A 22,195-nucleotide genomic window follows, 5' to 3' on the forward strand; every position below is an offset into this window, starting at 1 on the left:
CGCCCGGGCCCGCCGGCCGGGCCACCCGGGCTCCCCCCCCTTCGGCCGGGCGGGGGGTTGGGGTCAACCCCCCCCCCCCCCGCCTCCCTAGAGCAATTCCAGGAAAAGTGTGAAACGGTTTTCCGCCCGGAATTGCGTCAAAACAAAGAGTTAGAGCGGGTCGCCGTTTCCGTGAAACGGTGAACTGCTCTAAGCCTGCGGCACTGAGGCGGACGCATGGGCTATGCCCTTAATTTCAACCTGATCTGGCGGCACTTCGACAAGCTGTGGGGAGGACTGCTGCTCAGTCTCGAGCTCGCCGTCATATCGATCGCCATCGGCACCGTCATCGGCCTGGTTCTGGCGGTCTGGTACGTGTCTGCCGGACGCATCGTGCGCACCATCATCGCCGCCTACGTCGAATTCATCCGCAACGTGCCGCTGATCCTGCTCGTCTACCTCGTCTTCTACGGCCTGCCGACAGTGGTCGACATCGCCTACAGCGCGCCGACCTCGTTCGTCGTCACGCTGTCGCTCTATAGCGGCGCCTATCTGGTCGAGGTGTTTCGCTCCGGGCTCGAAGCCGTTCCGCGCGGACAGCTGGACGCCGGCAAGGCAATCGGCCTGACGCCCTGGCAAAGGCTGCTCAACGTGCGCCTGCCGACCATGCTGCGCATCACCTTGCCGGCATTGTCCAACACCTTCATATCGCTGTTCAAGGACACCTCCGTCGCCTCGGTCATTTCGGTGCCGGAGCTGACCTATGGCGCCCAGTGGATCAACTTCAACACCTTCCGCATCGTCGAGGTCTATCTCGTGGTCACGGCGATGTATCTGGTGACCGGCTACATCTTGCTTTTTGCGCTTCGGCTTGTCGAGCGCCGGTTCAGGGCGGCGCGCTGACATGCTGACCCAGATCGCCTATGCCTTGCCTTTCCTCGCCCAGGGCTTTGCGCTGACACTGTGGGTATCCCTGCTGGTCGTGGTGTTTTCGCTGATTGCCGGCGTGATCATGGGCGTCGGTCTGGTCTATGGCCCGGTGCCGTTGCAATGGGCCGTGCGCATCTTCAGCGACACCATCCGCGGCATCCCGATCCTGGTGCTCATCTTCTTTGTCTATTACGGACTGCCGGCCGTCGGGCTTCATCTGCCGTCGTTCTGGGCCGCCGTGCTGGCGCTGACCCTGTTCAAGACAGCCCAGGTCGTCGAATATTTCAGAGGTGCTGTCGGCTCCATTCCGAAAGGGCAGTCCGAGGCGGCGATGGCGATCGGACTCACCTTTCGCCAGCGGCTCGCCTACGTCATTTTCCCACAGGCGTTCAGGCGCTTCCTGCCGCCCTGGATCAACGGCGTCACCGATGCGGTCAAGGGCAGCGCGCTGGTATCGCTGCTCGGCATCACCGACCTGATGCAGGCCATCAACCAGGTCATCGGCCGCACCTACGAGGCCATGCCGCTCTATATTCTCGGCGCGCTCATCTACTTCGCGGTCAACTATGCCCTTTCGCTCGTCAGCCGGCGGCTCGAGCGGCGTTTCTCCTTCATCCGGGAATAGCAATGTCCACAAGTCCGAAAAACACCCCGGCCCTTCTCGACGTCCTGGACGTTTCCAAAGCCTTTGGGACCGTCCAGGTCCTGCGTTCGGTCAGCCTGCAGGTGGCGAAGGGGGAGGTGGTGACGGTCATCGGCCCCTCCGGCAGCGGCAAAACCACGCTGCTGCGTTGCGTCAACTTTCTCGAAAGCTATGACAGTGGTTCGATTCGCATCGACGGCAAGGAGGTCGGCTTTCGCGAAGCCGGAACCCGCCAGCGTCGCAGCGAACGCGATCTCGCCGCGATGCGCGCCGAGACCGGCATGGTGTTCCAGAGCTTCAACCTCTTTCCGCACCTGACAGCCGCCGGCAACATCATGCTTGGCCTCACCAAGGTGCGCGGCAAGAGCAACGCCGAAGCGCGCACCATCGCCGAACACTGGCTCGGCCGGGTCGGTCTAGCCCACAAGGCCGACAGCCTGCCCGCCGAACTGTCCGGCGGCCAGCAGCAGCGCGTCGGCATTGCCCGCGCAGTGGCCATGGGGCCGAAGATCCTGCTTCTCGACGAGATAACCTCCGCGCTCGACCCGGAATTGGTCGGCGAGGTGCTCGAGGTCGTGCGCAGCCTGGCCGAGGACGGCATGACGATGGTCATGGTCACGCACGAAATGGCCTTTGCCCGAGATGCTTCGAGCCGCATCATCTTCATGGCCGATGGCGGCGTCAGCGCGGCGGGTCCACCCGCCGAAATCCTGGCAGCCGACACCGACAATGAGCGCCTGCGCACCTTCCTGGCACGCTTCCGCGCCTCGCATTTCTAGAACGGGACAGCGAACGCTGTCGCAAGGAGCCTTCTTTCATGACGCCTTATATCCGGCTCGCCGCGTTGGGCCTGACGCTGCCCGAGCCGCCGACCCCGATCGCCAACTTCGTCACCCATGCCGAAAGCGGCCGGCTGATCTTCCTGTCCGGCCAGGGACCGCTGCGCACCGATGGCACACTGTTCACCGGCAAGGTAGGAGACGATGTCACCGTCGAGCAGGCCTATGGCCATGCCCGCCTCACCGGCCTCAACCTGCTCGCCGTCATGCACGCAGCCACCGGCGACCTTGGCCGGATCGTGCGCATCGTCAAGCTGCTCGGCTTCGTCAACGCCATACCGACTTTCAGCGACCATCCGAAAGTGGTCAATGGCTGTTCCGACCTGTTTGCCGATGTGTTCGACAGAATCGGCGGCCATGCCCGCTCGGCGATCGGCGTCGGCTCCTTGCCTGGAAACATCACCGTTGAAATCGAGGCGGTTGTCGAGATCGCCGCCTGACCTTAGAAGAACGGAATCCGAGAGATGAAAACCACTTCCACCGACGGCTCCAACACCACCATCCGCGAACGGCTCGGCCTTCGCCCGATCATCAATGTCTCCGGCACGATGACCGCGCTCGGCGCGTCGATCATTGTCCCCGAAGCGATCAGCGCCATGGCGGAAATGGCCTCGCAATGGGTGGAAATGGATGACCTGCAACGTGCCGCAAGCACGATCGTCGCGCGCCTGACCGGCGGCGAGGCCGGTTTTATCACTGCCTGCTGCGCCAGCGGCATTACTATGGCGATCGCCGGTGCGATGACGGGGACCAATCTGCTCGCTATCGAGCGGCTGCCTGATAACACGGAAGGCCTCAAGTCGGAGGTCATCGTCCAGCTCGGCCACATCGTCAACTATGGTGCGCCGATCGACCAGTCGGTCCGGCTGGCGGGCGCCAGGGTCGTGCCGGCCGGCACGGTCAGCGTGACGCAGGACTATCATGTGCGCGACGCGATCAACGACCGCACGGCGGCGGGCCTCTATGTCGTTGCGCACCACACCGTGCAGTATGGCATGCTGTCGCTGGAGGAATTCTGCGAGATCTGCCACGCCAGGGGTGTCCCGGTGATCGTGGATGCGGCTTCAGAGTATGATCTGCGCGACTTCCTCGCGCGCGGCGCCGACATTGTCATCTACAGCGGCCACAAATTCCTGAGTGGGCCGACCAGCGGCATCGTCACCGGGCGCAAGGACCTGGTGCGCGCCGCCTATCTGCAGAACCGCGGCGTCGCCCGCGCCATGAAAGTCGGCAAGGAGAGCATCGCCGGCACCATGGCCGCACTGGAAGCCTGGGAAAAGCGCGACCATGCCGGCATCCGCCGCCGCGAAGAGGCGGCGCTCAATTTGTGGAAGGACGCGTTGCAGGGACTGCCGGGCATTGTCGCGCAGATCATTCCCGATCCGACCGCCAACCCTCTCGATCGGCTTCAGATTTTTGTACTGCCCGAAAGCCAGTTCACGGCGGCCGGCCTCACCTCGGCATTGGCGACTGGCTCGCCACCGATCATCGTGCGCAACCATGAGGTGGAGCGCGGCCATTTCTTCCTCGACCCCTGCAATCTTCATCCCGGCGAGGCCGAGATCGTCGCCGAACGGCTGCGCGCCATATTGACCGCCAAGGACCGCCCGGCCGATGCGATGAAAGTCTCCCGCAAGGATTCGTCCGGCGTCTTAAGCTGGCCAGATTGAACACCCGGCGAATCGCTACCTGAAATGCGTCGGCCGTAACCGGCACGCGCCATCATGCGCCTCCTGCCCTGACGGGCTCTCCAGGGCACCGGCCAGGAAACTGCCGGCTCCCTCTGCGCGCCTTGGCGGTTCCAGCTTGGCGGCTGCTTCACAACTTTTCAACAATAACTTTACAAATATCTACATTTATGTGAAGTCATGACGATGAAGGATCGCTCATGACAGCCAACCGTTTCGCCACGCGCCTGAATTCCTTTGCCTCGCGACCGCAGGCCGAGTGGCCCGATCTTACCGGCAAGCCGTCGCTGCTGCAGATAGCGGCGCGCGCCGCCAAGGTCGAGGGGCTTACCGATCTCGACCTCAACTTTCCTGACCACGTCGGTGAAAAGCCCACGGAAATCACCCTGAAACTGGGCGATCTCGGGCTTTCCATCAATGGCTTTGCCATGCGCTACTACTCCAACCCCGCCTTCAAGCTCGGCGCCTTCACCAATCCGGATCCGGCGGTGCGCCGCGAGGCCATCGACCTGACCAAGACCGGCATCGATGCCGTGCGTGAGGCCGGCGCCAGCCTGATGACGCTGTGGCTCGGCCAGGATGGCTTCGACTACGCCTTCCAGGCCGACTATTCAACGCTTTGGCAACACGAAATTGATGGGATTCGTGAAGTTGCGGCACATGATCCCGACTGTCAGATCAGCCTTGAATACAAACCGAACGAACCACGCTCCTACAGCCTGATGCCGGATGCGGCGACGACCTTGCTGGCGATCCGCGATGTGGGCCTGCCCAATCTCGGCGTCACGCTCGATTTCGCTCATGTGCTCTACGCCGACGAACAGCCGGCCTTTGCCGCGGCCCTGGTGGCGCGTCACAGCAAGCTGCTCGGCGTGCACCTGAACGACGGCTACGCCAAGCGCGACGACGGCCTGATGGTCGGCGCGGTGCACACGCTGCAGACCATCGAGCTGCTCAGGCAGATTCGCCGCGACGGTTACGCCGGCGCCATCTATTTCGACACGTTCCCCGATATGACCGGGCTCGATCCGGTGCGCGAGTGCGAAGTCAACATCGCCACCGTCAAGCGCATGCTGCGCGTCGTCGACCGGCTGGAGCAGGACAATCGCCTGTCCGCCGCCATGGACAGCCAGGACGCGGTGACGTCGCAGGCCATCATCCAGGAAATCATGCTCGGGCCGGATAGCTGAGGCATCCGCGCCATCGCCGTTTTCAACCAGGGAGGAATACAATGAAACTTCTGCTTGCCACCGCTACTGCCGCACTAATGGTTCTCTCGATCGGCTCTGCCTTTGCCGCCGACCTCGCGCCGCTCAATTCCGACACGGAAAAGGACCGCATCGACTGGTCGCAGGTCGAGGCCAAGTTCGGCGCGTTCCCCAAGCTGCCCGAAGGCACCAAGGCAGGCGCGGTCTCCAAGACGCTGACCAATGAATACTGGCGCTCGCTGGGCGAGGGCTACACGGCATTCGGCGCCAAGGTCGGCGTTCCCGTCGTCTATCAGGCAGCGCAGAGCGAGGGCGACCAGCTCGGCCAGCTCACCATCGCCGAAGGCCTGGTGACGCAGGGCTACAACGTGCTGCTCGTCTCGCCGCAGACGGATGCCAATCTGCAGCCGATCATGGAGCAGGCCAAGGCCGCCAACGTGCCGGTGGTCAACGTCAATGACGCCGTTATCCCGCAGGCCGAGCATTATGTCGGCAATGTCCAACGCGACAATGGCGTGCGCGTCGCCAAATGGTTCATCAAGAACCGTCCGAATGGCGGCAAGGTCGCCATCGTCGAAGGTCAGGCCGGCGTCTATGCCGCCGTGCAGCGCACCGACGGCTTCAAGTCGACCATCACCGAGGGGGGCAAATTCGAGGTTGTCGCCAGCGTTCCCGGCAACTGGGACCGCCAAACCTCCTATGACGCGGCCACCAACATCCTGCAGCAGCACCCCGGCCTGATCGGCTTCTATGCCAACAATGACGGCATGGCGCTGGGCATCGTCGAGGCTGTCAAGGCCGCCGGCCTGCAGGACAAGGTTGCGGTCTTCGGCACCGACGGCATTTCCGACGCCTATGCTTCGATCCGCGCCGGCGAACTGACCGGCACGGTCGACAGCTTCCCGGTGCTGACCGGCGAAGTGGCGTTGGAAACAGCTCTGCGTCTCGTCGCGGGACAGAAGCTGCCGCGCGTCGTCGCCACGCCGCAGGCGCTGATCACCAAGGACAATGCCGACCGCTATTCCGGCACCGGCGCGCGCAAGGCCCTGCTCGAGGACGCGGCAGCGGGCCAATAAGGCTAATCGGCGGGTGCCGGCCAGAGCAATTCGCTGCCGGCCGGCACTCTTGCTCGGAGATAGAACCCGATGTCACCCCGGCTGCAATTCAAGGGCATTTCCAAGCTGTTTCCGGCCGTACGGGCGCTCCACGAGGTGTCACTCTCGGTCGGGGCCGGTGAAATCCACGGCCTGCTCGGCGAAAACGGCGCCGGCAAGTCGACGCTGCTGCGCGTCCTGTCTGGCGTCTACAGGCCGACAGCGGGAAGCATCCTCATCGACGGCAAGCCGGTTACACTCGCCAACCCGGTCGCCGCACGCGCTGCGGGCGTCGCCATGATCCATCAGGAATTGCAGCAGGTACCGCGCCTCAGCGTCGCCCAGAACATGTTCCTCGGCCATCCGCTGACGCGCGGCGGTATCTTCGTCGCCCGGCGCGAGCAAGAGCGCCGTGCTGCGGATGCTCTTGCGGCCATTGATCCCTCCATCGATCCAGCGGCACCCCTTGGTACCCTGAAGGTGGCGCAGCGGCAGATCGTCGAGATCGCTCGCGCGCTGCTCGATCGCGCCCGCATCGTCGCCATGGACGAGCCGACATCGAGCCTGACGCCGAGCGAATTCGAACGGCTGGCGCAAGTCATCACCGGCCTCGCCCGCGACGGCGTCGCCGTCGTCTATGTCTCGCACAAGCTGGATGAGGTGTTCGGCATCTGCCGGCGCGCCACCATCATGCGCGATGGCGTCGTCGTCGATTCCGTCGATCTGAAAGACCTGTCGGAGAAAGCGGTCGTGGCGATGATGGTCGGCCGCGAACTGGCGCAGGAACACCATAATTCCCATGCCACGAACAAGGTCATGCTGAGCGCGCGTGGCCTCTCTTCGGCGACGAAGGTGCGCAACGTGTCGTTCAATCTGCATTGCGGCGAGGTGCTGGGCATTGCCGGCCTGGTCGGTTCCGGCCGCACTGAACTTTTGCGGCTCTTGGCCGGCGCCGATCGCGCCACGGCCGGGACGATTGCAATCGACGGCAAGGCGGCGCGCTTCGCCAGCCCGCGCGATGCGATTGCCGCCGGCGTCGGACTGGTGCCGGAGGAGCGCAAACGCGAAGGCATCGTGCCGCTGCGCTCGATCACCTGCAATATGGCGCTCGCCTCGATGGCCGTGTTCGCGCCGCGCGGTCTCATCGATCACGCCAGGTTGAAACACGTGGCCGTCGAGAAGATGAGCCGTGTCAACCTGCGGCCGTTTCTGCTCGACCGGCCGATTCGCCTGTTCAGCGGCGGCAACCAGCAGAAGGCGATCATCAGCCGCTGGCTGGCGGCGGGAACCCGCATCCTCTTGTTCGACGAACCGACGCGCGGCATCGATGTCGGCGCCAAGGCGGAGATCTATCATCTGATCGAGGAACTCGCCGCCGAGGGCCATGCCGTGATCGTCGTCTCCTCCGAGCTCCCCGAAGTGATCCGGCTTGCCGACCGCGTGCTGGTCATGCGCGACGGCACGATCGCGGCCGAACTCCACAGAGACGATATCAGCGAACAGGCGATCGCGGCGCACGCCATCCCGCAAACGCAAACGCCGGCCGCGTAACAGGCAAGGCAGAGGTGACGGATATGTCGGATACCACTCTGGTGCGGCCACGCGCCGAATTCCTGCGCGGCGTTTCCATGCGCGACGCCGGCACGCTGATCGGCCTTGTCGTGATCCTGGCAGTATTCGGCGCGCTGGTGCCTGGCTTCTTCGCCGAGCGCAACCTGATCAACATCCTGCAGCAGTCGAGCATCAATGCCTGTCTGGCGCTGGGCATGACGCTGGTCATCATCTCCGGTGGCATCGACCTGTCGGTCGGGCCGACGGCGGCACTCTCGGCCGTCATCTCGGCCTCTATGATGGTCGCCGGCGTGCCGTTTCCGCTGGCCATCGCCGCCGGCTTCGCCATTGGCCTTGCCTGCGGCCTCGTCAACGGCGTGCTCGTCGCCTATGTCGGGCTGCAGCCCTTCATCGTCACATTGGGGACGCTCAGCACCTACCGGGCGCTGGCACTGATCTACACCGGCGGCAATCCGGTTCTGGGCCTGCCCGCGGGGTTCCGCGCCATCTTCAACGGATCGCTGTTTGGACTGCCTCTGGCGGTCGTCATCGTCGCCTGCGTGGCTGTCGTCGCCTGGGTCGTTTTGAAGAAGACGCCCTTCGGCGAATATCTGCTTGCCGTCGGCGGCAACGAGGAGGCGGCCTACATCGCCGGCGTGCCGATTGCCCGCACCAAGATCGCCGCCTACATGATCTCGGGCCTGCTGGCGGCGCTTGCCGCGCAGATCCTGATCGGCCGGCTCGGCGCCGCCGAGCCCATCCTCGGCAATCTCTGGGAACTCGACGCCATCGCGGCTGCCGCCATCGGCGGCGCCTCGCTGATGGGCGGCAAGGGCAGCATCGTCGGCACCATCCTGGGCGCTATCATCCTCGGCGCCATGCGCAACGGTTTGACGCTGATGAACGTCCAGTCCTTCTATCAGCTTCTGGCAACTGGTCTTATAATCCTCGCCGCGATGCTTATCGATCGCGTGACGAGGGGGCGTGGATGACCTTGAGCGGGCTGGACCTGAAAGCGGTAGGACCGCGCATCCGCATGATGATGCCGCATCTCACCCCGTTGGAGGCGAAGGTGGTGGAAACCGTCTTCGGCCGGCGCGGCTTCGACGAGAGCATTCCGCTGAAGCAGATCGCCGAAGAGTCTGGCGTGTCCGAGGCGATGGTGGTCAAGATCGCCAAGAAGCTAGGCTTTTCCGGCTATCGCGACTTCCGCACCGCCGTCTATGAATACAGTCGCCTGCCGACCGCCGAGATGCATCAGGAACTGTCGTCCGACGACAGTTCGGCCGAGATCGTGCAGAAGGTGTTCCGCACCTCCATCCAGGCGCTGGAGGAAACGCTGGCGATCCTCGATATCGAGGATTTCGACCGCGCCGCCGATCTTCTCTACCGTGCGAAGAGCCGGGATTTTTATGGCGTCGGCGGCTCGGCGCAGATTGCCCGCGATGTCTCGCACAAGTTTCTGCGCATCGGCATCCGCGCATCGGTCTATGACGATTCGCATATGATGCTGATGTCGGCCTCGCTGCTCGGCGGCGACGACATCGCCGTCGGCTTCTCGCATTCGGGCAACACGTCGGCCGTCATCGACGCCATCCAGCTGGCCCGCAAGAACGGTGCCCGCACGCTGGCCATCACCAACTACGACAACTCGCCGCTGGCTGCGGTCGCCGACATCGTGCTTTGCTCGACCGCGCAAGGCTCGCCGCTGATGGGCGAGAACGCAGCGGCGCGCATTGCCCAGCTCAACATCCTCGACGCGCTGTTCGTGGCGGTGGCGCAGCGCGATTATCAGGCGGCGGAGCGCAACCTCGGCCGCACCATGTCGGCGGTGACATCGAAACGAAAAGACCGGGGCTCATGACGACATCGCCGCTGGTCACCGTGTTCGGCAGCTTGCACTACGACATCATGGTCGACGCGCCCGACCGCCCACGCAAGGGCGAGACGGTGACCGGCCATGCTTGGCACCCGAAATGCGGCGGCAAGGGCGGCAACCAGGCTGTCTCGGCGGCGCGGGCCGGCGTGCGCGCGGCGATGATCGGCGCCGTCGGCGACGATGATTTCGGGCGGGCGTTGCTGGCCAATCTCGATCGCGCGCTGGTCGACCACCGCTTCGTGCGGGTGGCCGCTGGCGCCAGCTCCGGCATGAGCGTGGCGATCTTCGACGCGGGCGGCGACTATGGCGCGGTGATCGTCTCAGGCAGCAATCTGACACTGGGCCATGCCGACATTGCCTCTGCTTCCGATGTGATGGCCCAAACGGCAGTGCTTTTGTTACAGAACGAAGTGCCGGAAGCCGGCAACATTGCCGCCGCACGCGCCGTCAAAGCACAGGGCGGCCGCGTCGTGCTCAACGCGGCCCCCGCGCGCAAACTCTCCGACGAGTTGATCGCCCTGGTCGACATATTGGTGGTCAACGCAATCGAGGCGGAATTCCTGGCTGGCACAGCAGTGGTGGAGACGCAGGACGGGGCCGCGCAAGCCGCACGATTGCTGGCCGATCTTTATCCGGTGGCGATTGTCACGGCGGGCGGCGAGGGCGTCGCCTGCTGCGACCAGACCGGCGAGGCCTTTGCGCTGCTGGCCGTCCCGGTCAAGGTCGCCAGCACGCATGGCGCCGGCGATGAATTCGTTGGCGCGCTGGCCGCGGGACTTGCCCGAGGAGAGACCATGCACGCGGCGGTCACCGCTGCCAACGCGGCTTCGGCGTTGCTGGTCTCGACGCCAGAGGCCGAGCGCGACGGCATCTGACCGGCTGGTTTCCGTCTTGCCGGACCGAAGCGGCGGCCGCCTATCCTTGCGGCCTCGCGCGAATTCCGCTAAGGCGCGCCTTTGTCGCCGGGGAACACGGACTTGGACGATCAACGCGCCGACGTCGCCATCATCATGGGCAGCCAGTCCGACTGGGCGACGATGCGTCATGCCGCCGAAACGCTGGAAGCACTAGGCATCCCGCACAAGCGGCTGATCATTTCCGCGCATCGCACACCGGACCGGCTCTATGATTTCGCCAAAGGCGCCAAGGCGGCCGGTTACAAGGTGATCATCGCCGGCGCCGGCGGTGCGGCGCACCTGCCCGGCATGACGGCGGCGATGACGCCGCTGCCGGTGTTCGGTGTGCCGGTGGAATCGAAAGCGCTTTCCGGGCAGGATTCGCTGCTGTCCATTGTCCAGATGCCGGCCGGCATTCCCGTGGGCACGCTGGCCATCGGCAAGGCCGGCGCCGCCAACGCAGCCCTTCTGGCCGCTGCCGTGCTGGCCCTGAACGATGATAGCCTTGCCGTCCGTCTGGATGCCTGGCGCGCCGCGCAGACCGCCAAGGTCGCGGCAGAACCGACGGATACGCCGTGAGCCTGCCCGCCGGATCGACGATCGGCATCATTGGCGGCGGCCAACTCGGCCGCATGCTGGCTGTTGCCGCCGCCCGCCTCGGCTACCGCACCGTGGTGCTGGAGCCGCAAGCGGATTGCCCCGCGGCACAGGTCGCCAACCGGCAAATAACAGCTGCCTATGACGACCCGGCCGCCCTTGCCGAACTGACAGCGTCGAGTTCCGTCATCACCTACGAGTTCGAGAACGTCCCGGTCGCGGCGGCCAGCGCGCTGGCGGCCAAGGTTCCGGTCTATCCGCCGGCGCGTGCGCTGGAAGTGGCGCAGGACCGGGTGGACGAAAAAACATTCCTCAACGGCATCGGCATTGCCACCGCCGATTTCCACGCCGTCGACAATGATGACGAGCTTACGGCGGCGCTGAAAGCGTTCGACGGCAGCGGCATCCTGAAGACGCGGCGCATGGGCTATGACGGCAAGGGCCAGCGCGTCTTCAGCAACATGGAAGCAGGCGGTTTTGCCGGCACCTGCGAGACGATGGGCAATGTGCCGCTGATCCTGGAGGCCTTCGTGCCGTTCGAGCGCGAGATCTCGGTGATCGCGGCGCGTGGGCTGGACGGTGCGGTCGTCGCCTACGATCCGGCCGAGAATGTCCACCGCAATGGCATTCTCCATACGTCGACCTTGCCGGCCGGCGTAAGGCCCGAAACCGCGACAGCAGCCCGAATGGCGGCATCGACGATATTGTCGGCGCTGAACTATGTCGGTGTCATCGGCGTCGAGTTCTTCGTGCTGGCGGACGGCTCGCTGCTGGCCAACGAGATCGCGCCGCGCGTGCACAATTCCGGCCATTGGACGGAAGCCGCCTGTATCGTTTCGCAGTTCGAGCAGCATATCCGCGCCATCGCCGGCCTGCCGCTCGGCAGCCCGGACCGCCACTCCGACTGCGTGATGGAGAACCTGATCGGCGACGATGTGCTGCGCGTCCCTGAGCTTCTCGCCGAGCCCGATCTGATGCTGCATCTCTACGGCAAGGCCGAAGCGCGGCCCGGCCGCAAGATGGGCCATTTCACTCGGATCAGCCGTCGCGCCTCATAAGGTTGCCTACTGCACGTCGTCGCTCTCGTCCTCGCCTGGAGTGGCGCAACTCACATCGCCTTTCTCGCAATTGGCCGCGGCAGCGAGCTGCTTGACGCGATCATTGGTCAATCTGGTCAGGCATTGCGAAACTTCCATCGAATGGATCGATCCGCCTTCGCTGGCGGCGGTGGAATGCGCGCACTCGGCATCGCGAAAAGCGATCCAGGCGCGTTGCGCCACCTGCAGCAATCTCTTGCCGCCGGCATCATCCGAGCTGGTGAGATCCTGATAGGCCTTGTTAAGCTTGGCGTCGGCCGCCTGATAGTCTTCGCCGGCACAGATGTTCATCATCTGCTGGCTGTCGTCGCTGCGGTCGCATTCCTGCGCGCGCGCAACCGAGGCTCCCGCCAGCAGGACAAGGCAGGCGGACAGGAACATTCGGCGCATGGTTCTCTCCAAATCACTTCACGGCGACCGCATCATCCCAGCCGGCCCAGGGCCGCGCAATGCGCCAGGCCGACATGGCGGATAATTGATGACAGGGATGATTCACAGCCGCAATGGAGCACGCTTGCGGTTGACAGGGACAAGGCTCCTCGTTTATGAGCCACCCACAGTTCAAAGGCGCGTCTTCTGGCGCGCCTTAAAATTTCGACCCGGACCGGGTCCACACCGACAGGCAAGACCATGAAGATCAAGAATTCGCTCAAGGCGCTGAAGGCGCGTCACCGCGACAACCAGCTGGTTCGCCGCAAGGGCCGCGTCTACATCATCAACAAGACCGCCCCGCGCTACAAGGCACGCCAGGGCTGAGCTTTCGGGCAGGAGGCTGTTGCCTCCGCCCATTTGATGCTTGTTGCCGCCTGCCGGCCTTTTCACGCCAAATTCAGTTTGACGTTCCGCCGCCCGGGACTAGAGTCCGGTGATGCGGATTCTTTTTGCATTTTTGACATCTCTGCTTGTTTCCGGCGCCATTTATGGCCCGGCATGGGCGGATGATGCTGTCGCGCCGCCGGCCACTCAGGACGCCCCGCCCGCCGCAACGACGAAACAAGCCCGCCTCGACCAGTTGTTCAGCGATCTGAAACGCGAGCGCAACGAAAAGGCGGCCGAGCGCATCGCCGGCAACATCTGGAGCGAGTGGTCGCAATCCGGCAGCGCCTCGATCGACCTGATGATGCAATGGTCGCAAAAAGCCGTCGAAAGCCAGAAATTCGACGTCGCGCTCGATTTCCTCGACCAGGTGGTGACTTTGCAGCCGACCTATGCCGAAGGCTGGAACCGGCGTGCCACCGTGCATTTCATGATGAAGAACTACGGCAAGTCGATGTCCGACATCGACCATACGCTGCAGCTCGAGCCGCGCCATTTCGGTGCGCTGTCCGGCCTGGCGCAGATCATGGCGTTGACCGGCCACAAGCAATCGGCGCTCGAGGCCTGGCAAAAGGTGCTGGCCATCTATCCGATGATGCGCAGCGCCCAGGACCAGGTCGGCACGATTTCGGAGGAACTTGCCGGTGAAGGCATTTGATCTAGGGGAGTAGGGGAATAAGGCAGTAGGGGCAGATTGTACCTGCGGAACACACACCCTACTCCCCTACTCCCCTACTCCCCTACTCCCCTACTCCCCTACTCCCCTACTCCCCTACAACTTATCCCCCTCCACCTCCGTATCTCCCCCATGAACCTGATCTACGCCGCCCTTGCCTTCCTGATGGCGCTTGTCTTCGGCTTTGTCGGCGTCACCCGGGTCGGCTCATGGCTGATCGAGCGCCGCAATCCGCCGATCGGCGAGTTCGCCGACATCGACGGCGCCCGCATCCACTATGTCCATGTTCCGGCACCCGCCAATGCCGAGCTGCCGCCGATCGTCTTCATCCACGGCGCCAGCGCCAATCTCAGGGACCAGATGCTGCCGCTGCGTCCCTTGCTCGAAGGCCGCGCCGAAATGCTGTTCTTCGACCGGCCAGGCCACGGCTGGTCGGGTCGCGGCACCAACAACGAGAACCCGTCGGCGCAGGCCGACACCATTGCCGCACTGATGGACCATCTCGGCATCAAGAAGGCTGTCATCGTCGGCCATTCCTTCGGCGGCGTGGTGACATCGGCCTTTGGCCGGGAGCATCCCGACAAGACGCTCGGGCTGGTCTTCCTCGCACCGGCGACCCACCCATGGCCGGGCGGCGCAACCGCCTGGTACTACAATCTGACCACCATGCCGGTGCTCGGTTGGTCGTTTTCCGAGATGCTGACCTATCCGGCCGGTACACTGCAGATGGCGGACGCCACCACCTGCGTTTTCTCGCCCAACAAGGTGCCCGACAATTATCTCAGAATGGCCTCTATCCCGCTGGTGCTGCGACCAACAGCCTTTCGTGCCAACGCCACCGATGTCGCCGGGCTCTATCGCTATGCCCTCGGCGCCGCACCGCGCTACAACGAGATCAAGGCGCCAACCGTGGTCATTTCAGGCGATCGCGACAAGGTGGTCTATGCACATATCCATTCGGTCGGCCTGGCGCGCGACATTGCCGGTGCCGAACTCGTCTGGGTGCACAATCTCGGTCACAAGCCAGACTGGATCGCGCCCGACCTGACCGTCGGCGCCATCGAGAAGGTCGCCGGGAAGAGTATAGACCTGCAGGCGATGGCAACGGCAGTGGAGGCGCGCATCGCTGGCGACGCCTACGGCGCCGGCAGATGCGCCGATATCAAGGTACCGCAGGCCGAACTCGCGCCGACCTAAAGCGGATCGCCTGAATCCGTTCAGAGGCGACACGCTTTAGGAATCTAGCGGCTGACTTGTGTGTCCGATCCGATATAGGCGATGCGCAGCATGTTGGTCGAACCCGGTGTCCGCAACGGTACGCCCGCGGTGATGATGACGCGGTCGCCCGGCTTGCCGAAGCCTTCGTCGAAGGCGATGCGGCAGGCGCGATTGACCATGTCGTCGAGGTCGACGGCGTCGGGTGAGACGACGCAATGCGTGCCCCACAAAAGCGACAGCCGCCGCGCCGTATTGAGGATCGGCGACAGCGCGATAACAGGCACTTGCGGCCGCTCGCGGGCGGCGCGCAGGCCTGTGGTGCCTGATGCGGTGTAGGTGATGATCGCCGCCAGCTTCAGCGTTTCGGCGATCTCGCGCGCGGCCAGCGAAATGGCATCGGCGCCAGTCGCCTCCGGCTCGGAGCGCTGGGCGTTGATGATGCCGGCATAGGTCGGATCGGTTTCGACCTTGGTGGCGATACGGTTCATCATTGCCACGGCCTCGACGGGGTAGGCACCCGCCGCCGATTCCGCCGACAGCATGATGGCATCGGCACCTTCGAAGACGGCGATCGAAACATCGGACACCTCGGCGCGGGTCGGCACCGGTGCCGTGATCATCGATTCCAGCATCTGCGTTGCAACCACCACCGGCTTGCCGGCTCGGCGTGCGGCGCGCGTGATCTGCTTCTGGATGCCGGGCACCGCCTCAAGCGGCATCTCGACGCCGAGATCGCCGCGGGCGACCATCAGCGCGTCAGACAATTCGATGATCTCGGCCAGCCGGGCGACGGCCTGCGGCTTTTCGATCTTGGCCATGATCAGCGCCCGGCCGCGTGCGATCTTGCGCGCTTCGGCCAGATCCTCCGGCCGCTGCACGAAGGACAGCGCCACCCAGTCGACGCCCGTGGCCAGCACGGCATCGAGGTCCTTGCGATCCTTCTCGGTCAGCGCGCCGACCGGGAGGTCGGTGTCGGGCAGGCTGACGCCCTTCTTGTCGGAAATGGTGGTGCCGGCGACGACGGTGCAGACGATCGACTTGCCGTCGCTCTTCACCGCCTTCAGCTCGAGCTTGCCATCGTCGATCAGCAGGCGATGGCCGGCTTCGACCGAGCTCAGAATTTCCGGATGCGGCAGATAGACCCTGGTCGAGGTGCCAGGCTCTGGATTGTCGTCGAGGGTGAAGGTCTGGCCTTGCGTCAGCACTTCCTTGCCGTTGGCGAATTTGCCGACGCGCAACTTTGGCCCTTGCAGATCGGCCAGGATGCCGATCGGCCGGCCAACCGCTTCCTCGACAGCGCGGATGCGTCCGACCAGCGTGCGCATCAGTTCATGGTCGGTATGGCTCATATTGATGCGGAACACATCGGCGCCCGCTTCGAACAGTTTCTTCAGCATCTCCTCCGACGAGGAGGCCGGACCGATGGTGGCTAGGATCTTGACCTTGCGGCTACGTCTCATTGACTGTTTGTTCCCGGGGCGGCTGGAGCGCCTCCCGTTGTGGACTCATCGGTCAGCTGGACCATCCAGCTTGCCTGTTCGCCCGTGTCATATTCCTGGAATCCGGCGCGCTGGAAGCCCCGGGCGACGCAGTCGGTCACGCCGGCGATCTTGAACTCTTTTTCAGCCACGCACATGTTGATCGGGCCGTCCCAGCGTCCACCGCGTTCGGCGTCTTCTGCATAAAGATAGTAAAACCTTGATGACAGCGGCCCTTCGATCAGCGTCTTGCAACTCGATCCCTCGATGTGCCACCAGCCTTCGGTGATCCAGCCGGCCTTGGCGCGATAGCCGATGCCGACACCGACCAGGTTCTGCGTGGCGTTGCAGACGCGGAAATCGGCACGCGCCGGCGAAGCCACGACCATCGCCGACAGGCCTATGGCAAGAGTGAGGAGCGGCATGGCAAAGGCAGAGCGCATGCGCTGCCCGCCGGCGGAACTCATCCGAAAACCCCTCAAAAACCACATCAGCATCTCTCTGCGCCCCTTTTCGGAAAAGTCCGGGCGCATGTCAACGCACCGTTTTGTCCAATTCCAATCGATTTAGAAAGGCTCCGGCGCACAATTCGCCGACTTGTGCCAGATTTCCGGGGAAACCTTGGCCAAACAACGGCATTGCGCAAGCGTCGTCTTCGTGGAATGACGATAGCACCCTCCCCGGAAGCCAGCGAACAGACCATTTCCCGCCAATGACCCGATCCACAGTTTTCGCGCCTTTCGACATCATCGAGGGCGATCGCAGGCGAGGCATCGTGCTGTTGGGCGATCATGCCCGTCGCGACCTGCCCGACGACTACGGCAGCCTCGGCCTGCCCTCAGCCGAGTTCGACCGCCACATCGCCTATGACATCGGCGTCGAGGCGGTGACGCGCGAACTGGCTGCCCTGCTCGGCGTGCCGGCGGTGCTTGCCAATTTTTCGCGGCTGCTGATCGATCCCAACCGCGGCGAAGACGACCCAACGCTCATTCGCCAGCTTTATGACGGCACTGTCGTACCTGGGAACTACCCCATCGCTGCCGAGGAGCGCGAGAGGCGGCTCGACGGGTTCTACCGACCCTATCACGACGCCGTCGGCGCCATGATCGCCTCGGTCGCACAGGCTTCCGCCCAGGCGCCCTTCATCTTTTCGGTGCATTCCTTCACCCCTGCCATGCAAGGAATCCAGCGTCCTTGGCACGTCGGCATCCTGTGGGACCTCGACGACCGCGTGGCGCGGCCGTTGATAGACATGCTGGCGGAGGACAAGAACCTCGTCGTCGGCGACAACGAACCCTATGACGGCGCGCTGCGCGGCGACACCATGTACAAGCACGCCATCGTCAACGGCTTCGCCCATGCGCTGATCGAGATCCGACAGGATCTGATATCGGACCAGAAGGGCGCGCTCGCCTGGGCCGAACGGTTGGCGCCGATCGTTGACGCGATCGACCGCCGTCCCGATATACATGTGGTGAAGATGTTCGGCTCGCGCACCGGGCCGCTATGACGGAGGTTTCGATGACCGAACTCAGCGACGAGCAGCAACGCGATTTCGAAGCGGCCGCCTTCCGCCGGCTGGTCGAGCATCTGCGCGAGCGCAACGATGTGCAGAACATCGACCTGATGAACCTCGCCGGCTTCTGCCGCAACTGTCTGTCGAACTGGTATCGGGAGGCAGCCAATGCCGAGGGCGTCGATCTCACCAAGGATCAGTCGCGCGAGATCGTCTACGGCATGCCTTATGGGGAGTGGCAGGCGCTCAACCAAACCGAGGCCTCCGACGCCAAGAAGGCCGAATTCGAGGCAAGGCACCCCCAAGACCATTGACGCCGTCGCCCCAGTGATCGCTTACGGCTATGTTTGGCTCAAAATGCTCCCAGAAAGAGCCTTGACTGAAAATTGAATCGATCTAATTTGCCGCGCGAAGCCATTTTCAGCGGGATTCGCCTCATGAACGCGTCAACTGCCAAGCTGACTGCCATTCGCGGACGATGGGCGCTCGCGGCCATTTTCCTGGCCAACGGCTTCCTGACGGGCAGCTGGGCGCCGCAGATTCCGGTGTTCCTGACCCGGCTGGAGATCTCGAAGTTCACGCTCGGTCTGCTGATACTCTTATTCGGCGTCGGTGCCGTCGTCGCGATGACCTGGTGCGGCCATTTGATTTCCAGACATGGCTCGCGCACCGTACTGCGCTGGTTCGCCCTGTGCGGCAGCCTCGGTCTGATGGTCGTGGCGCTGGCGCCCAACGTACCGCTGGCGGCCGCGGCCATGATCATCTTCGGCGGCTCGATCGGTGGCATGGACGTTGCCATGAATGCCAATGCCGTGGTGGTCGAACGGCGGCTCTCCCGCGCCGTCATGTCGTCCTCGCACGGCTTCTGGAGTCTCGGCGGCTTCGCCGGCGGCGGCCTCGGCGGCTTTGCCATCCAGCACTACGGCCACCTCGCCCACGCGGCGGCGGTAACGGTGTTTGCCTTCGCGGTGATCGCGGTGGCCGTTCGCCATCTCCTCACCGAAGACAGACCGCAGGCAGCCGAGCACCACAAATTCGCACTGCCGGCAAACCCGCTGGTTTATCTGATCGGACTGATGGCGCTGCTGGCGATGATCTCCGAAGGCGCGGTGCTCGACTGGGCAGCCCTGTATCTGCGCCAGGAACTCGGCGCCGATCTCGCCGTTGCCGGCCTCGCCTACGCCGGATTTTCGGGCGTCATGGCGGTTACGCGGTTCTTCGGCGACGGCATACGCAATCGCTTCGGCGCGGTGACGACGCTGCGCGTGTCGGCCCTCGTAGCCGCGGTCGGCATGCTGGTGGCTGGCCTGGCGCCCTCGCCCTGGCTCGCTATTGCAGCCTTTGCCTTTTGCGGCTTCGGCATCGCCAATATGGTGCCAATCATCTTTTCGGCCGGCGGCAACCAGGAAGGCATGTCTTCCGGCACCGGCATGAGCGTGGTCACCACTATCGGATACTGCGGCATACTGGTGGCGCCGTCGGCGATCGGCTTCGTTGCCGAGCATTCCAGCTTCGGCCCGATCTTCATCACCATGTCGGGACTGCTGATCATCGTGTTGCTGATGGCCGGGCTCGCTCACCGCGCCGAATTCGCGCCAGCACCCGCCGAATAGCGTTTCAGCTCCTCATGCAGAAAATCCACCACCCGGCGGATGCGCACGCTGGTACGCACATCGCGATGCATCGCCAGCCACACCGGCAGAACTGGCAGCGGCAGGTCAGGCAGCACCTTCTCTATCAAAGAATCCCTGTCGGCCAGCGGCTCCTGACCGAGGCCGATGCCGTTTCCCGCCCGCACCGCTTCCCACAAAACGATCTGGTTGTCGGCCCTGAAGCGGAAGCTGCTCCGGGTGACGGGGATGCCATACTGGGTAAAGCCCCTGATGATCTCGTCGCCGCGGTCGAAGCCGACCAGGTCGTGGCCGACAAGATCGGCAGGCTTCAGCGGACGGCCGCGCCTGTCGAGATAGGATTTGGCCGCGCAGGCGCAGAGCTCGATATCGCAGACCCTGCGTGCCATCAGCTCGTTCTGCGCCGGCTTGACCATGCGGATGGCGATGTCGGCATCTCGACGCAGCAGGTTCTCGACCTGGTTGGAAGCAACGATCTCGACCTCGATGCCGGGCTCCTCGATCCCCAGCCGCATCGTCATCTCAGGCAGGACATAGGCCGCCACCACCTCGCTGGCGGCGATGCGCACCGTGCCTTCGATGGCCTCGACCGAACCCAGCGCCAGGAGTGAGAAGGCGCTTGCCTGCTCGCAGACCGCCTTGCCGCGTTCGAACAGCGTGCTGCCGGCCTCCGTCAGTTCGTAACCGTGCCGTCCTCGACGGAACAGTGTGACGCCGAGTGCCCGTTCCAACTCGCCGATGTGACGGCCAAGCGTCGGCTGGCTGGCCGAAAGCTTTCGCGCGGCGGCCGACAGGCTGCCGGATTCCGCCACGGCGACAAAGCTCTTGATCAGGTTCCAGTCGATTTCTGTCATTCATTTATGAATATCAGAACGCCATATGTAGTCAATTTCCATTCGCGTTCCGAGCGACCATGTTCCGGCTGCAGACACCAACACGGACTGCAAACACCAACCAGGAGAACTCAGATGACCAAGATCGCTCTCACCACCGCCGCCATCCTCATTTCCGTCAGCGCCGCCTTTGCCGGCAGCGACAAGTTTGGCTCGAACGACGCCAGCCAGCCGGCTGTCACCAGCACCGACAACACGACCACCGCTTCGATCCACAACCCGGATGCGGCCGTCCGGCAGCCGGTCACGCAAGGCAGCAACCGCGACCTCTTCGGCAACCGCTGATCTCGATCGCGCTTGTCGCTGATCCCGATCGCGCGTCCAGACCGACCACGCAAATCCCAACCCAGGAGTGCTTCCAATGACCAGTATCGCAATTCTCGGTGCCAATGGCCGGCTCGGCCGCGTGGTCGCCAAGGCCTTCATCGACGCGGGCTACGAGGTCCGCGCCGTCACCCGCAACGGCAAACTGCCAACTGAACTTGAAGGCGCTACGGCCGTTGCCGGTGACGCGCTCGACCGGGAAGCGCTGATCCGCGCCACGGAAGGTGTCGACATCATCTTCAACGGCCTCAACCCGATCTACACCGAATGGGTCAAGTGCCTGCCGATCGCCGAGAATGTCATGACCGCTTGCCATGCCAACAACGCACTGCATCTCTTTCCCGGGACCGTATACAATTACGGATCGCCGATGCCGGAGGTGATCACGGAAGACACGCCGTTCCGCCCGACGACCGACAAGGGGCGCATCCGCGTCGCCATGGAGGACCTGTTTCACCGCGAGGCCGAAGCACGCCGCGTCCGCACCATCATTTTGCGGGCCGGCGACTTCTTCGGCGGCACCGGCAGCGGCTCGTGGTTCGACTTGGTCGTCGCTGCCAAGATCAACAAGGGTATCTATACGGCGCCCGGCCCGGTCGACCTCGTACATGAATGGGCCTACCTACCGGATCTGGCCAGGGCTTTCGTCGGACTGGCGCAGAACCTGGACAAGCTCGGCGCTTATGAAGCCTTCAACTTCCCCGGCCATCCCGTCACCGACCTGGAGATCAAGGCAGCCGCAGAGAAGGCGCTTGGGCGTCCGCTCAAGATGACCTCGATGGCCTGGTGGGTGTTGCGCGCCGGTAGCCCGTTCGTGGCGATGTGGCGTGAGATCGTGTCGATGTCCTATCTGCGCTTCGAACCGCACCAACTGGCGTCGGCAAGGCTGGAAGGCATCATCGGCGCGATCCCGCACACGCCGCTGGATCAGGCCGTCACTGAAGCTCTCGGGGATATCGGCATTGCCACCGTGACCGGCGTTGCGAAAGCTGCCTGACGTCCGCGATGGCGGGCGATGCTCCTCCGCACATTGACAATCTCCGCGGACTGAGAGGGCGCCTCAGAGCCGTCCCATCAACAGCAGCACCATAAGCACCACCAGCACCACGCCGACAATACCCGAGGGCCCATAGCCCCAGGAGCGCGAATGTGGCCAGGCCGGCACCGCGCCGATGAGGATAAGGACCAGGACGATGATGACGATGGTGGTGATCGGCATGAGAACCCCGCAATTCGACGTTT

Annotated in this window: 26 protein-coding genes; 21 read left to right on the forward strand and 5 right to left on the reverse strand. The window is 64.0% G+C overall.

Translation table 11 applies throughout. The annotated features are described in order from the left end of the window. Nucleotides 1-216 precede the first annotated feature (216 nt). From NKK51_RS28275 to NKK51_RS28335, 13 genes are all read left to right on the forward strand, one after another. Nucleotides 217-882 carry an amino acid ABC transporter permease gene (locus tag NKK51_RS28275; RefSeq protein WP_023810937.1) on the forward strand — a complete coding sequence of 222 codons (666 nt, stop codon included), beginning with the start codon at nucleotides 217-219 and terminating at the stop codon, nucleotides 880-882. A 1-nt stretch (nucleotide 883) separates the two neighbouring features. Then, nucleotides 884-1,534, forward strand: coding sequence for an amino acid ABC transporter permease (locus NKK51_RS28280; RefSeq protein WP_352555413.1), 651 nt, complete (start codon nucleotides 884-886; stop codon nucleotides 1,532-1,534). A 2-nt stretch (nucleotides 1,535-1,536) separates the two neighbouring features. Continuing rightward, nucleotides 1,537-2,331, forward strand: coding sequence for an amino acid ABC transporter ATP-binding protein (locus tag NKK51_RS28285; protein ID WP_023810935.1), 795 nt, complete (start codon nucleotides 1,537-1,539; stop codon nucleotides 2,329-2,331). A gap of 38 nt (nucleotides 2,332-2,369) precedes the next feature. Next, the gene (locus NKK51_RS28290) at nucleotides 2,370-2,831 is read left to right on the forward strand and encodes a RidA family protein (RefSeq protein WP_023810934.1); all 462 of its coding nucleotides are present in this window, start codon (nucleotides 2,370-2,372) and stop codon (nucleotides 2,829-2,831) included. Between the two features lie 24 nt (nucleotides 2,832-2,855). Continuing rightward, the gene (locus NKK51_RS28295) at nucleotides 2,856-4,061 is read left to right on the forward strand and encodes an aminotransferase class V-fold PLP-dependent enzyme (RefSeq protein WP_031213161.1); all 1,206 of its coding nucleotides are present in this window, start codon (nucleotides 2,856-2,858) and stop codon (nucleotides 4,059-4,061) included. 218 nt (nucleotides 4,062-4,279) lie between these two features. Then, complete coding sequence (locus NKK51_RS28300) at nucleotides 4,280-5,269, forward strand: TIM barrel protein (RefSeq protein WP_352555416.1); 990 nt, start codon at nucleotides 4,280-4,282, stop codon at nucleotides 5,267-5,269. A 41-nt stretch (nucleotides 5,270-5,310) separates the two neighbouring features. Continuing rightward, nucleotides 5,311-6,363 (forward strand): sugar ABC transporter substrate-binding protein, encoded by a 1,053-nt coding sequence (locus NKK51_RS28305; protein WP_352555418.1) that lies wholly within the window; start codon nucleotides 5,311-5,313, stop codon nucleotides 6,361-6,363. Nucleotides 6,364-6,432: 69 nt separating this feature from the next. Beyond that, nucleotides 6,433-7,932, forward strand: coding sequence for a sugar ABC transporter ATP-binding protein (locus NKK51_RS28310; RefSeq protein ID WP_352555420.1), 1,500 nt, complete (start codon nucleotides 6,433-6,435; stop codon nucleotides 7,930-7,932). A 23-nt stretch (nucleotides 7,933-7,955) separates the two neighbouring features. Next, nucleotides 7,956-8,924: an ABC transporter permease gene (locus NKK51_RS28315; RefSeq protein WP_128305974.1), complete on the forward strand. Its 969-nt coding sequence runs from the start codon at nucleotides 7,956-7,958 to the stop codon at nucleotides 8,922-8,924. Further along, entirely contained in the window at nucleotides 8,921-9,796 is an 876-nt protein-coding gene (locus NKK51_RS28320; RefSeq protein WP_127296870.1) for a MurR/RpiR family transcriptional regulator, read from the forward strand. Before NKK51_RS28315 ends, NKK51_RS28320 begins: the two co-directional genes overlap by 4 nt. Further along, the gene (locus NKK51_RS28325) at nucleotides 9,793-10,686 is read left to right on the forward strand and encodes a ribokinase (protein WP_352555422.1); all 894 of its coding nucleotides are present in this window, start codon (nucleotides 9,793-9,795) and stop codon (nucleotides 10,684-10,686) included. The genes NKK51_RS28320 and NKK51_RS28325 overlap by 4 nt, the downstream gene beginning before the upstream one ends. Nucleotides 10,687-10,788: 102 nt before the next feature. Then, a complete protein-coding gene (gene purE / locus NKK51_RS28330; RefSeq protein ID WP_023810926.1) occupies nucleotides 10,789-11,286 on the forward strand; it encodes a 5-(carboxyamino)imidazole ribonucleotide mutase in 498 nt (165 codons plus the stop codon). Beyond that, nucleotides 11,283-12,362 carry a 5-(carboxyamino)imidazole ribonucleotide synthase gene (locus tag NKK51_RS28335; RefSeq protein ID WP_352555424.1) on the forward strand — a complete coding sequence of 360 codons (1,080 nt, stop codon included), beginning with the start codon at nucleotides 11,283-11,285 and terminating at the stop codon, nucleotides 12,360-12,362. The genes purE and NKK51_RS28335 overlap by 4 nt, the downstream gene beginning before the upstream one ends. 6 nt (nucleotides 12,363-12,368) lie before the next feature. Here NKK51_RS28335 and NKK51_RS28340 read toward each other — a convergent pair whose 3' ends face one another. Further along, nucleotides 12,369-12,791, reverse strand: coding sequence for a lysozyme inhibitor LprI family protein (locus NKK51_RS28340; protein ID WP_352555426.1), 423 nt, complete (start codon nucleotides 12,789-12,791; stop codon nucleotides 12,369-12,371). Between the two features lie 240 nt (nucleotides 12,792-13,031). On the opposite strand from NKK51_RS28340, the gene ykgO reads away from it, so the two are divergent. The 3 genes from ykgO (at nucleotide 13,032) to NKK51_RS28355 (ending at nucleotide 15,090) form a co-directional block, all read left to right on the forward strand. Continuing rightward, entirely contained in the window at nucleotides 13,032-13,157 is a 126-nt protein-coding gene (gene ykgO, locus NKK51_RS28345; RefSeq protein WP_006327841.1) for a type B 50S ribosomal protein L36, read from the forward strand. Nucleotides 13,158-13,269: 112 nt separating this feature from the next. After that, the gene (locus tag NKK51_RS28350; RefSeq protein ID WP_352555428.1) at nucleotides 13,270-13,875 is read left to right on the forward strand and encodes a tetratricopeptide repeat protein; all 606 of its coding nucleotides are present in this window, start codon (nucleotides 13,270-13,272) and stop codon (nucleotides 13,873-13,875) included. A gap of 150 nt (nucleotides 13,876-14,025) precedes the next feature. Next, nucleotides 14,026-15,090, forward strand: coding sequence for an alpha/beta fold hydrolase (locus NKK51_RS28355; RefSeq protein WP_352555430.1), 1,065 nt, complete (start codon nucleotides 14,026-14,028; stop codon nucleotides 15,088-15,090). Between the two features lie 44 nt (nucleotides 15,091-15,134). Here the strand turns inward: NKK51_RS28355 and pyk are convergent, their stop codons facing one another. Next, nucleotides 15,135-16,571, reverse strand: a complete 1,437-nt coding sequence (pyk, locus tag NKK51_RS28360) for a pyruvate kinase (protein WP_023810921.1) — start codon at nucleotides 16,569-16,571, stop codon at nucleotides 15,135-15,137. Further along, a complete protein-coding gene (locus tag NKK51_RS28365) occupies nucleotides 16,568-17,056 on the reverse strand; it encodes a DUF1036 domain-containing protein (protein WP_127260459.1) in 489 nt (162 codons plus the stop codon). The genes pyk and NKK51_RS28365 overlap by 4 nt, the downstream gene beginning before the upstream one ends. A gap of 245 nt (nucleotides 17,057-17,301) precedes the next feature. On the opposite strand from NKK51_RS28365, the gene NKK51_RS28370 reads away from it, so the two are divergent. The 3 genes from NKK51_RS28370 (at nucleotide 17,302) to NKK51_RS28380 (ending at nucleotide 19,718) form a co-directional block, all read left to right on the forward strand. Further along, nucleotides 17,302-18,099, forward strand: coding sequence for an N-formylglutamate amidohydrolase (locus NKK51_RS28370; RefSeq protein ID WP_352555432.1), 798 nt, complete (start codon nucleotides 17,302-17,304; stop codon nucleotides 18,097-18,099). Nucleotides 18,100-18,110: 11 nt separating this feature from the next. Beyond that, the gene (locus NKK51_RS28375) at nucleotides 18,111-18,419 is read left to right on the forward strand and encodes a DUF1244 domain-containing protein (protein ID WP_352555434.1); all 309 of its coding nucleotides are present in this window, start codon (nucleotides 18,111-18,113) and stop codon (nucleotides 18,417-18,419) included. 123 nt (nucleotides 18,420-18,542) lie between these two features. Next, nucleotides 18,543-19,718, forward strand: coding sequence for an MFS transporter (locus tag NKK51_RS28380; RefSeq protein ID WP_128305535.1), 1,176 nt, complete (start codon nucleotides 18,543-18,545; stop codon nucleotides 19,716-19,718). On the opposite strand, the gene NKK51_RS28385 is transcribed toward NKK51_RS28380, so the two are convergent. Continuing rightward, a complete protein-coding gene (locus NKK51_RS28385; protein WP_352555436.1) occupies nucleotides 19,682-20,590 on the reverse strand; it encodes a LysR family transcriptional regulator in 909 nt (302 codons plus the stop codon). The two genes, NKK51_RS28380 and NKK51_RS28385, sit on opposite strands and share 37 nt — an antisense overlap. 114 nt (nucleotides 20,591-20,704) lie before the next feature. Here NKK51_RS28385 and NKK51_RS28390 point away from each other — a divergent pair, with 114 nt between their 5' ends. Then, nucleotides 20,705-20,914, forward strand: a complete 210-nt coding sequence (locus tag NKK51_RS28390) for a DUF680 domain-containing protein (protein ID WP_128305533.1) — start codon at nucleotides 20,705-20,707, stop codon at nucleotides 20,912-20,914. A gap of 76 nt (nucleotides 20,915-20,990) precedes the next feature. Next, nucleotides 20,991-21,950, forward strand: coding sequence for an SDR family oxidoreductase (locus NKK51_RS28395; RefSeq protein ID WP_128305532.1), 960 nt, complete (start codon nucleotides 20,991-20,993; stop codon nucleotides 21,948-21,950). Between the two features lie 63 nt (nucleotides 21,951-22,013). Here NKK51_RS28395 and NKK51_RS28400 read toward each other — a convergent pair whose 3' ends face one another. Continuing rightward, nucleotides 22,014-22,172 carry a DUF3309 family protein gene (locus NKK51_RS28400; RefSeq protein ID WP_023810914.1) on the reverse strand — a complete coding sequence of 53 codons (159 nt, stop codon included), beginning with the start codon at nucleotides 22,170-22,172 and terminating at the stop codon, nucleotides 22,014-22,016. Between the last annotated feature and the right edge of the window lie 23 nt (nucleotides 22,173-22,195).

This window comes from Mesorhizobium sp. M0011, assembly GCF_040324155.1.
In the GTDB taxonomy this organism is placed as follows: domain Bacteria; phylum Pseudomonadota; class Alphaproteobacteria; order Rhizobiales; family Rhizobiaceae; genus Mesorhizobium.

What these genes read in the sequence shown, in the direction of transcription:
- NKK51_RS28275 (WP_023810937.1), top strand. Translation starts at nt 217, where the DNA reads ATGGGCTATGCCCTTAATTTCAACCTGATCTGGCGGCACTTCGACAAG.
- NKK51_RS28280 (WP_352555413.1), top strand. Translation starts at nt 884, where the DNA reads ATGCTGACCCAGATCGCCTATGCCTTGCCTTTCCTCGCCCAGGGCTTT.
- NKK51_RS28285 (WP_023810935.1), top strand. Translation starts at nt 1,537, where the DNA reads ATGTCCACAAGTCCGAAAAACACCCCGGCCCTTCTCGACGTCCTGGAC.
- NKK51_RS28290 (WP_023810934.1), top strand. Translation starts at nt 2,370, where the DNA reads ATGACGCCTTATATCCGGCTCGCCGCGTTGGGCCTGACGCTGCCCGAG.
- NKK51_RS28295 (WP_031213161.1), top strand. Translation starts at nt 2,856, where the DNA reads ATGAAAACCACTTCCACCGACGGCTCCAACACCACCATCCGCGAACGG.
- NKK51_RS28300 (WP_352555416.1), top strand. Translation starts at nt 4,280, where the DNA reads ATGACAGCCAACCGTTTCGCCACGCGCCTGAATTCCTTTGCCTCGCGA.
- NKK51_RS28305 (WP_352555418.1), top strand. Translation starts at nt 5,311, where the DNA reads ATGAAACTTCTGCTTGCCACCGCTACTGCCGCACTAATGGTTCTCTCG.
- NKK51_RS28310 (WP_352555420.1), top strand. Translation starts at nt 6,433, where the DNA reads ATGTCACCCCGGCTGCAATTCAAGGGCATTTCCAAGCTGTTTCCGGCC.
- NKK51_RS28315 (WP_128305974.1), top strand. Translation starts at nt 7,956, where the DNA reads ATGTCGGATACCACTCTGGTGCGGCCACGCGCCGAATTCCTGCGCGGC.
- NKK51_RS28320 (WP_127296870.1), top strand. Translation starts at nt 8,921, where the DNA reads ATGACCTTGAGCGGGCTGGACCTGAAAGCGGTAGGACCGCGCATCCGC.
- NKK51_RS28325 (WP_352555422.1), top strand. Translation starts at nt 9,793, where the DNA reads ATGACGACATCGCCGCTGGTCACCGTGTTCGGCAGCTTGCACTACGAC.
- NKK51_RS28340 (WP_352555426.1), bottom strand. Translation starts at nt 12,791, where the DNA reads ATGCGCCGAATGTTCCTGTCCGCCTGCCTTGTCCTGCTGGCGGGAGCC.
- ykgO (WP_006327841.1), top strand. Translation starts at nt 13,032, where the DNA reads ATGAAGATCAAGAATTCGCTCAAGGCGCTGAAGGCGCGTCACCGCGAC.
- NKK51_RS28350 (WP_352555428.1), top strand. Translation starts at nt 13,270, where the DNA reads ATGCGGATTCTTTTTGCATTTTTGACATCTCTGCTTGTTTCCGGCGCC.
- NKK51_RS28355 (WP_352555430.1), top strand. Translation starts at nt 14,026, where the DNA reads ATGAACCTGATCTACGCCGCCCTTGCCTTCCTGATGGCGCTTGTCTTC.
- pyk (WP_023810921.1), bottom strand. Translation starts at nt 16,571, where the DNA reads ATGAGACGTAGCCGCAAGGTCAAGATCCTAGCCACCATCGGTCCGGCC.
- NKK51_RS28365 (WP_127260459.1), bottom strand. Translation starts at nt 17,056, where the DNA reads ATGAGTTCCGCCGGCGGGCAGCGCATGCGCTCTGCCTTTGCCATGCCG.
- NKK51_RS28370 (WP_352555432.1), top strand. Translation starts at nt 17,302, where the DNA reads ATGACCCGATCCACAGTTTTCGCGCCTTTCGACATCATCGAGGGCGAT.
- NKK51_RS28375 (WP_352555434.1), top strand. Translation starts at nt 18,111, where the DNA reads ATGACCGAACTCAGCGACGAGCAGCAACGCGATTTCGAAGCGGCCGCC.
- NKK51_RS28380 (WP_128305535.1), top strand. Translation starts at nt 18,543, where the DNA reads ATGAACGCGTCAACTGCCAAGCTGACTGCCATTCGCGGACGATGGGCG.
- NKK51_RS28385 (WP_352555436.1), bottom strand. Translation starts at nt 20,590, where the DNA reads ATGACAGAAATCGACTGGAACCTGATCAAGAGCTTTGTCGCCGTGGCG.
- NKK51_RS28390 (WP_128305533.1), top strand. Translation starts at nt 20,705, where the DNA reads ATGACCAAGATCGCTCTCACCACCGCCGCCATCCTCATTTCCGTCAGC.
- NKK51_RS28395 (WP_128305532.1), top strand. Translation starts at nt 20,991, where the DNA reads ATGACCAGTATCGCAATTCTCGGTGCCAATGGCCGGCTCGGCCGCGTG.
- NKK51_RS28400 (WP_023810914.1), bottom strand. Translation starts at nt 22,172, where the DNA reads ATGCCGATCACCACCATCGTCATCATCGTCCTGGTCCTTATCCTCATC.